This is a genomic window from Janthinobacterium sp. SUN120 (assembly GCF_030397735.1).
Lineage (GTDB): Bacteria > Pseudomonadota > Gammaproteobacteria > Burkholderiales > Burkholderiaceae_D > Janthinobacterium > Janthinobacterium kumbetense.
The window spans coordinates 1-2,036 of record NZ_JAPUBW010000019.1 but is presented as its reverse complement, the minus strand read 5'-3'; the positions used below and the strand labels follow the sequence as shown (position 1 = coordinate 2,036).

Annotated in this window: 1 protein-coding gene; it reads right to left on the bottom strand. The window is 63.9% G+C overall.

Annotation, left to right across the window (positions count from 1 at the left end; all coding sequences use genetic code 11):
* Positions 1 to 2,036, bottom strand: a 2,036-nt coding sequence (locus O0879_RS28515) for a condensation domain-containing protein (RefSeq protein ID WP_289920046.1), incomplete at both ends; no start/stop codon positions are given.

Here is a 2,036-nt window from a genome sequence, read left to right as displayed (position 1 = left end):
CATCGTCCAGCATGGTGGCCAGCCTGTCCTTCGGATAGCCTGGATCGAGCGGCACATAGGCGCCACCGGCCTTCAGGATGCCCAGCAAGCCCACCACCATCTCGACGCTGCGCTCGACGCAGATACCCACCAGGCTGTCGGCGCCCACACCCTGCCCGCGCAGGTAGTGCGCCAGGCGGTTGGCGCGCGCATTGAGCTCGCCGTAAGTCAGCGACTGACCTGCAAACTTGACAGCCTCCGTTTCAGGGCAGTGCAGCGCCTGTTGCTCGAACAGGCCATGCAAGGTCTGCGCGTGCTCATGCTCCTGCGCGTGCGCGGTACTGTTCCATTCCAACAGCAACTGTTCGCGTTCCTGCGGCGGCAGCACCGAAATGCTGGCTACAACCTGGTCCGGCTGCGACTGCAGCGCCCGCACGATACCGGTCAGCGCCTGCTCCAGATAGGCGATGACCCGTGCCGGCGCCACGCTGCAATGGACGTGCGCATCGATCAGGAACTCGTCGCCGAGGTCATCGACCGAGATCGTCATGGGATAGTTGGTGCGCTCCTTGAAGGCGATCAGTGCAATATCGCGCTCGTCGGCATCGGCTTCGGCCGCTTCCTCGGACGGCGCGGTGTGCCGGTAGTTCAGGATCGCGCTAAATAGCGGAACGCTGTTTTCCAGCCCGCTGCAGCGCTGTGCCAGCGTCAGCGGCGCCTGCTCGTATGGCAGCAGTTCATGCAACGCGGTTTCCGTCCGGGCCAGCATATCTGCCACCCCAAGACCTTCGAGCTTCATCCGCATTGGCAGCGTGTTGATGAACATGCCCAGCATGCTGCGCGCTCCGGCGGTGCCTTGCAGGCGGCCAGAGAACACCGTGCCGAAGACGACATCATCGCGACCGCTGCATGCTGCAACCACCAGCGCCCAGGCCGCGTGGAACAGCGTCGCGGGACTGGTCTTGCGCTGGCGGGAGATTCGTCGGATGCTGCCAGCCAGAGTAGCATCCACGGCCTTGCGGCATTCGGCGATCTCGGTGCCGTCGCCATGCACGTCGAGCAGCTTGAAGGGTGCAGTCGCTTCGGTCACATCGCCCAGCATCTCGCCAAAGAAGCGCTCGGCATCGTTATGCCTGGCCTGGTGCAGCGAATGGGCGACAAATTCGCGGTAAGGCACCGTTTCCGGCAGGTGTGCCGTCTTGCCGCGAAGATGGGCCTGGATCTCCGTACCCAGGATGATCGACGAGGTGACGTCATCAATCAGGTGGTGAATCCTGAACAGCACATGCACCTTCCAGGAATGCGGATCCCGCACCGCGCTCACCTGCAGCAGCGGCGCCCGGGAAAGATCCATCGGCTTGTCGAAGCCTGCCTTGAGCTGGTTTTCTGGGGTCGTCTCCGGATCTGCTTCTATCATCTCGACCTGCAGGTCCACATGCTTGTGGACGACCTGCACCGGCAATGGCAGGTTCTCCGACAAGATGGCGGTGCGCAGCACGTCATGCCGCGCAAGCACTTGGCGCAAGGCGTCCACCAGAGCATCGAACTGCGCCGGCGAATCGACGGAGAACAGCGATGGCAGGATATACGGGTCCTTCTGGCGGTGCATCTGGTGGTAGAAGTACATCCCCTCCTGCAAGGGCGCCAGCGGATAGATGTCCTGCACGTTGGCCGCGCCACCGGGCACGGTGGCCACGATCCGGTCGATCTCGTCCTGGCTCAAGTCGATCAACGGCAGCATGTCCGGCGTGATGTGCGCGCACGCAGCAGGAATGCGGTTCGGCGGGGCGACGAAAGGCCCCTCCCCGGCGTCCGCCGCCATGTCAACTTTGGCCGCCAGGTCCTCCAGCGTGGTGGCGGCGTACACCGTCTTCACATCGGTCCGCAAGCCGGCCTGCTGCATCGCCGACAGCAGTTGCACGGCCAGCAGAGAGTGGCCGCCCAACTCGAAGAAGTTGTCGTGGATGCCGACACGTTCGACCTTGAGCACCTCCGCCCAGATCGCCGCCAACTTCTGCTCCGTTTCGCTGCGCGGCGCCACATACCCGGCCTGCGAC